The organism is Streptomyces sp. SM1, assembly GCF_002910825.1.
In the GTDB taxonomy this organism is placed as follows: Bacteria; Actinomycetota; Actinomycetes; order Streptomycetales; family Streptomycetaceae; genus Streptomyces; species Streptomyces okerensis.
Window position 1 is genome coordinate 1 of the sequence record NZ_NEUB01000709.1, and the last position, 6,441, is coordinate 6,441.

The following is a 6,441-nucleotide window of genomic DNA, read 5'->3' on the forward strand; positions in this document are numbered from 1 at the left end:
CCGCCGGGCCCGTCCTGCCTGCGGAGCGGTCCCGGGGAGCACGTCCGGGCGGTCAGAAGTCCGTGGGCAGGCCGCTGGCCTCGGCTATGCCCCGCAGCTCCTCGTTCTGACGGTGGCGGTCCCTGATGAAGTCGGCGATCTCGCCCAGCCGCGACGGGTCGGCGGCGGTCGCCGCGTCGGTGACCACCCTGACCGGGCCGGTCTCGTCGACGTCCAGCTCGACCACCTCGTTGTCCAGCCGGCCGGTGACGGCGGTCGCGATGACGAGTGCGGCCTCGTCGCGGACCTCCTGGGGCAGTTCGTCGTCGCCGCTCTCCAGCGCCAGGTCCAGGCCCGACAGCCGGTGGTCGTCGATCGCGTCGAGGACGGGCTCCACCACACGGAGCAGAAGCCGGTAGTCCTCGGTGTCCATGCGGACCCGCAGGAGGTCGAGGTAGACGTCCACGGGCCGGCCTTCCGGGGGGATCTCGGAGTCGCTCATCGGCTCCGGGTTCCCCGCACCCGGGAAGTCATACGGCGGCCGGCCGGGCGGCGGTCCGGGGCACGTCCGGGCCGGCGGACGCCAGCCAGCGGTGTGCGGTGGCGAGTGCCTGCCGTATGTCCCGGGTGCCGGTCGACACGCACAGCGTGTACGCCAGGTCGGCGGTCCGCGGGTCCGCGACGCCGGTCGCGGTGGCCGTCAGGGCCTCGTACTCCTCGACGAGGCGGCGCAGCACGGTGGGGTGGGGCTTCAGCATGTTTCTCTTTCTTTCCTGTTCCTGTTCCTGTTCCTGTCCGGGCGGGCGCGCCGGTCACACTGTCGCCGAGTGCCCGTCGGTGCCGTGCGGGTTCCTCCGCTGCCCCATCACGTCCGCGCGCACCCGGGCGCAGCTGCGGCTGATGAGGCGGGAAACGTGCATCTGGGAGATGCCCAGCCGGTCGGCGATGCGGCTCTGGGTCATGTCCTCGAAGAAGCGCATGTAGAGGATGGCGCGCTCGCGCTCCGGGAGCCGGCGCAGCCCTTCCTTGGCGGACTCGCGGTCGATGACGACGTCGTAGGAGGCGTCCGCGGCACCGAGGGTGTCGGCAAGGCTGTAGCCGTCGTCGTCGGAGGACAGTTCGGCGTCCAGCGACAGGGTGCTGAAGCTCTCCAGCGCCTCCATCCCGGCGGCGACCTCTTCCTCGGTCAGCCCGGTGTGCGCGGCGACGGCCGCCGCGGACGGCTCGGGGCTGCCGGGGCTCTGGGTGAGCTCGCGCCGTGCCACCCGCACCTTGTTGCGCAGTTCCTGCACCCGGCGGGGCACCCGCAGCGCCCACATCCGGTCGCGGAAGTGCCGCTTGACCTCGCCGGTGATGGTGGGGACGGCGTAGCTCTCGAAGGCCCCGCGGCTCGGGTCGAACCGGTCGATCGCCTTGACCAGCCCGAGGGCGGCGACCTGGCGCAGGTCCTCGATGGACTCACCGCGGTCGCGGAAACGGCCGGCGATGCGATGGGCCATGGGCAGCCACGCCGTGGCCAGCTCGTCGCGGACCGCGTCCCGCTCGGGCCCGTCCTCCAGTGAGGACAGCCGCTGGAACAGGGCGGCGGTGTCGGGGGCGTCGTCGTGCCGCCGGCGAGGTGGGGCGGCCGTCGTGTCGGAGGAGCCGTGACGTTGGGCGGATGTGTCAATGAGCATGCGGTTCGCTCCCGAACGGTGGTTGTGGGGGACTACCGCGGGACGGTCGCCGCCGGGACACCCGGAGGGTCCTCAGCGGCCGTACCCTCCCGCTGGCGCGCCTCCGGTCCGAAGCACGAACCTCCGATTGCCCCCGCACCGGTACAACAAACTCCGCTTCGCCGGGGAAATCTGCCGGCGGCTCAGACCAGGGGTACGACGGCGGTGATGCACTTGCCGCCGGCGGGCAGATCGGACACCCGGACGTCGCGGGCCAGCCGGCACACGATCGGCCAGCCGTGACCGCCCGGGCGGCGGCGTCCTTGCTGGTCGGGCCGGGGCACCACGACGGGCAGTTCGTCGCTGCCGTCGCTCACCGACAGCCGTACTCCGGGACCGCTGACGTCCACCCGGAAGTCGGTGACGCCCCCGCCGTGCAGGATCGCGTTGGTGGTGAGTTCGGAGGCGACGAGCAGCGCGTCCGCCAGGGCGTCGGTGTCGCAGGCCGTGTGGGTGGCGCGGCAGCGCTCGGACACCGCCCGGGCGACGGCCTCGCGTACCTCCGCCGGGCGGGCCGGCACCGCGTGGCGCGCACCGGGCGGACGGAGAAGGGGTTCGGTGGTGTACTCCTCACTCATACTGCGGCTCCTTGCGGTCGGTCGCTGACGACGGTTCGATGAATGCCTCGGACCTCCCTTTTCGGCTCACCTGTCCCGTTACCGGCAAACCTCCCGACCGCTTCCCGGACTCCTGTCATCCGAACGCCGTAGGCGGGTACGCGGTCTCCATGACCGATGTGGTGGACTCGGACGAACTGCTGCGGCGCATTCGGCGGGCGAGGGCCTGCGCGGCGCAGGAGGAGAGGGCCTGGCGGGCCCGGGGCGCGGAGCTCTGACGAGGGGATCCCGGCGATCCGGCCGCCGTGCGCGACGCCGAGGTGCGCGGGGTGGCCTACGGGGTGGTGCTGCGGGTGCTGGACGAGATCCTGACGCCGGGCAGACACGCGGGGCAGGGCTGAACGCCGACGGGCGGATTGCCGGCGCCCGATTCCGGGAACCCGGCGGCCCATGACGGACGGTCACAGCCGGGCGCCGGTTCTGGAAGCACTGGAGTCCTACCACCGCGAAGGGCGGCTGAGTTTCACCCCGCCGGGCCACAAGCAGGCCCGCCGAGCCGACCCGGCGGTGCGTGAGGTGCTCGGGGACGCGGTGTTCCTGGGCGATGTACTGGCGACGGGAGGTCTGGACGACCGGCTCACCCGGGGCCGGGTGCTGCAGCGGGCCCAGGAGCTGATGGCGGACGCGGTCCACGCGGAGCACACGTTCTTCAGTACGTGCGGCAGTTCCCTGTCGGTCAAGGCGGCGATGCTGTCGGTCGCGGGACCGCACGAGAAGCTGCTGATCGGGCGGGACGCCCACAAGTCGGTGGTGTCCGGGCTGATCCTGTCCGGGATCGAGCCGGTGTGGGTGGAGCCGCGGTGGGACGCCGGCCGCCGTCTCGCGCACCCGCCGTCGGCCGTCGACTTCGACCAAGATGGGCAGCGGTCCGGAGCAGGGCTCGGTGTTCCACCTGCGGGCCGATCTGCTGGGGACGACGAGTCCGTCGGTGCTGATCTTCGCGGGGCTGGACGGCTGGCGGTCGGAACCGGCGCTCGGCACGGTCCGGATGGTGGACGAACGTGCCGCCTGACGCCGTAGTGAAAGAGGTCACGCGACCCGATTAACGGAACCCAGGATAAATGGTTTATCGTTCATACATACGTGGTGACGGAGCCGACGCTCTGTCCTCCGGACATCACCGCTTACGGCCCTGGCTGGCTTCCCCCGTCCAGCCAGGGCTTTTTCATGCCCGGCCGCGGGAATCCCGGCCCGCCGAGGTGCCCCGCACGGCGGCAGCGGCTGAAATGAACGTAGGGAAAGCACCGGAACCGATTGCCCGGCGAGGAGCCCCGCGCCATGACCAAAGCGATCAAACTCCTGACAGCCCTCCCCCCTCCGCAGCGCGAGCGCCTGATGGCGCTCGCGCGGGAGGTCTCCTTTCCGGAGGACACCCGGATCTTCGAGTCGGGAGGCACCGCCGACCGCTTCTGGGTGATCCGCTCCGGCGCGGTCTCGCTGGACCAGCCGGTGAACGAACTGCACCGGGTCACGGTCGCCGGCCTCGGCGCGGGCGATCTGCTCGGCTGGTCCTGGCTGTTCCCGCCGCACGAGTGGGACTTCGGCGCGGTGGCCTTCAGCCCGGTGCGCGCCTACGAGTTCGACGCGGCGGACGTGCTCCGGCTGTGCGAGGAGGATCCGACGCTCGGACTGACGCTGGTGCGCAAGGTCGCCGAGGTCCTCGCCCACCGCCTGGAGACGACACGCGGCAAACTGATGGAGCAGTACGCGGTGCACCGGCGCAGCGGCCCGGTGTAGCGGTCCGGTGCGGCCCCGCCGTCCACCACGGGCTGCGCGCCCGGCGGACACCGGAGTGCGGACACCGGGGGTGCGGGCCCCGGCGCCGGGCTCAGCGGTCGGGGGTCGAGACGGGGACGTCCAGAGGGCGGGCCAGGCCCACCACGGCTTCGTCCAGGCGTTCCAGATGGCGCAGGACCCGGCCGGTGATACGGCCGTAGCGGGCCGAGCCGTCGTCGCCCAGGAGGGACGCGATGCTCGGACCCGTCTCGACCGGAGCGGAGACGTCCTCGCCCGCGACCCGCGCCGTGATCGTGCCGATGTTGCGCACCGTGCGCCCCGCCGCCCCCCGCAGCCGGGGGTCCGCCGCGATCGAGGGGTGCGTCGGCAGCAGCTCGGCCGTCGCCGCCAGCGAACGCGCGTGGTACGCGCACGTCTCGAGGAGCGCCACCACATAACGCGCGTTGGTGCGCCGGGCCCGCAGCGGGGTGACCGGATGGGTCAGCGGCTGGGTGGCGCCGCGCAGGTCGCCCAGGGCCTGGTCCAGCTCGCGTGCCTTGTCCAGCAGGTCGTCGGCGGGACCGCCGCTGAGCTGTCCGACCGCGGCCTCGGCGACCTCACCCAGCCGTTCCAGCACGGTGACCAGCAGCTCGTCGGTGCGCCGGTCCGTGCGCACCGGCAGCACCAGCGCCGCCGCGGCCACCCCGCAGGCCGCGCCGAGCGCCGTCTCCTCCAGGCGCAGCACCAGCACCTCCCAGCTGTAGGTGTGCAGCAGCGTGTACAGCAGTCCCAGCATCGCGGTCACGAAGAACGACATCAGGGTGTAGGACAGCGGCGCCGTGTAGAACATCAGGAAGATCAGCACCAGCACCAGCAGGAACGCCGCCAGGGTGCTCCGGCCCACCACGGCCGCCAGTGCGATCCCCGCGGCCACGCCGAACACCGTGCCCAGCAGCCGCCGGTATCCCTTGACCAGGATCTCGCCGGTCGAAGCCGTGTTGATGAAGACGATCCAGCAGGTCAGCACCGCCCAGTACCAGCGGTCCGTGGACAGCAGCTCGCCGCCGATGATGGCCAGCGTCGAGCCCACCGCCACCTGCACGGCGGCGCGCGTGGTGGGCCGTCGCAGGCCCGTCCGCGTGGCATCCGGCTCCGCCTCCTCGCCGGCGTCGATGGCGGCGTCCTCGGCGTCCAGCTCCTCCCGGGACCTGGCCGTCGCCGGGCTGTCGTCCGACTCGTCCTGGGGGCCGTCCAGGGCGATCCGCAGCCCCATGACGGCACGGGCGGTCTCCCCGAGGGCGCGGAACACGTCCTGCACGGCCGGTGACGCGGGCGGCAGGTTCTCCCCGTCCCGGTAGGCGAGCAGCCGGTTGCGCACCCGGGCCAGGCCCGTCCCGGGCACTCCCGTCCGCAGCACCAGCGCGCGCAGCGCGAGCAGATCCCGGCGCAACCGGTCGGTGGCCTCCTCCGGTCCGGGCAGCCGGCCCACCTCCGGAGCGGGCGCGCCGGGCAGGTGCAGGGTCAGGGTGTCGGCCCGTTCGGCGCTGCGGGCGGACAGCAGCAGCAGGCCGAGCCGCTCGGCGGCGATCTCGGCGTCCGCGATCCGGCGCTGCACGAGCCGCGCCGCCGACTCGTCGGGCGTGCCCTCCTCCAGGCGGGTCTGGATCATCAGTGCCGTCTCGTGCAGGCGGGCGTTGCCCTCCCGTACCTCCTCCAGCGCCTTGTCCATCTCGTCCGGCCCGGCGTCGAGCAGCGTCAGCTGCGCGGAGACCAACTGAGCGAGCCGGGCCCTGAAGGCCTGCCGCAGCCGCTGGAGCAGACCGGCGGGAGCCACCGGGACCACGGCGAACCGCACCAGCGCGCTGCTCGCGAACGCCACCGTCATGGCCGCCCACAGGCCCGGCAGCCGATCGGCGGCGGCGCCGACGAACAGCGACACGAAATAGACCTGGAAGCCGATCAGGCCGAGCCCGGTCCCGCGGTCCCCGAACCGGCGGCCGTAGACCGCGCAGAAGATGAGGACGACGAAGAAGGCGTCCCCCACGACGGTCCGCTCGCTGAGCACCGCGCCCAGCGACACGGAGGCCAGTGCGACCGGCAGCCCGAGCGCCAGCGTGACGGCCTGGGCGCCGCGCTGCCGCTCCCGGATGGCGAAGGTGGCGACCATCGCGGTCATGGCCCCCGCCACCAGACGGGTGACACCGAAGCCCAGCGAGGCGAGCACGGCCAGCGTCAGCGCGATGGCCCCGACCGTCCGCAGCGCCGCCGTCAGCCGCAGCAGACCGGGGTCGGACGCCGCCAGACGGTCCCGCAGCCGTGCCCGCCCCGGCCGTCCCGCCACGTTCACTCCGCCGCAGCCTCCCCCGTCGTCCGCGTCCCCCCGCGACGGGGGTCCTCATCGCGGCGGAGCCCTT

Annotated in this window: 6 protein-coding genes and 2 pseudogenes; 3 read left to right on the plus strand and 5 right to left on the minus strand. The window is 73.0% G+C overall.

Annotation, left to right across the window (positions count from 1 at the left end):
* Positions 1-52 precede the first annotated feature (52 nt).
* The 4 genes from B9S61_RS20115 to B9S61_RS20130 form a co-directional block, all read right to left on the minus strand.
* Positions 53-481 (minus strand): hypothetical protein, encoded by a 429-nt coding sequence (locus tag B9S61_RS20115; protein ID WP_103543504.1) that lies wholly within the window; start codon positions 479-481, stop codon positions 53-55.
* Positions 482-509: 28 nt separating this feature from the next.
* A complete protein-coding gene (locus B9S61_RS20120) occupies positions 510-737 on the minus strand; it encodes a DUF5133 domain-containing protein (RefSeq protein ID WP_103543505.1) in 228 nt (75 codons plus the stop codon).
* A 54-nt stretch (positions 738-791) separates the two neighbouring features.
* Positions 792-1,655, minus strand: a complete 864-nt coding sequence (locus B9S61_RS20125) for a SigB/SigF/SigG family RNA polymerase sigma factor (protein ID WP_103543506.1) — start codon at positions 1,653-1,655, stop codon at positions 792-794.
* 182 nt (positions 1,656-1,837) lie between these two features.
* A complete protein-coding gene (locus tag B9S61_RS20130) occupies positions 1,838-2,272 on the minus strand; it encodes an ATP-binding protein (protein WP_103543507.1) in 435 nt (144 codons plus the stop codon).
* Between the two features lie 149 nt (positions 2,273-2,421).
* Here B9S61_RS20130 and B9S61_RS20135 point away from each other — a divergent pair.
* The 3 genes and pseudogenes from B9S61_RS20135 to B9S61_RS20145 all read left to right on the plus strand — a co-directional run bounded on the left by B9S61_RS20135 (position 2,422) and on the right by B9S61_RS20145 (position 4,048).
* A pseudogene (locus B9S61_RS20135) lies at positions 2,422-2,652 on the plus strand (hypothetical protein).
* A gap of 49 nt (positions 2,653-2,701) precedes the next feature.
* Positions 2,702-3,287, plus strand: a pseudogene (locus tag B9S61_RS20140) (hypothetical protein); the annotation flags it as partial.
* A gap of 302 nt (positions 3,288-3,589) precedes the next feature.
* Positions 3,590-4,048 carry a cyclic nucleotide-binding domain-containing protein gene (locus B9S61_RS20145; RefSeq protein ID WP_103543508.1) on the plus strand — a complete coding sequence of 153 codons (459 nt, stop codon included), beginning with the start codon at positions 3,590-3,592 and terminating at the stop codon, positions 4,046-4,048.
* Between the two features lie 91 nt (positions 4,049-4,139).
* On the opposite strand, the gene B9S61_RS20150 is transcribed toward B9S61_RS20145, so the two are convergent.
* Positions 4,140-6,374 carry an FUSC family protein gene (locus B9S61_RS20150; protein ID WP_103543509.1) on the minus strand — a complete coding sequence of 745 codons (2,235 nt, stop codon included), beginning with the start codon at positions 6,372-6,374 and terminating at the stop codon, positions 4,140-4,142.
* Positions 6,375-6,441 lie beyond the last annotated feature (67 nt).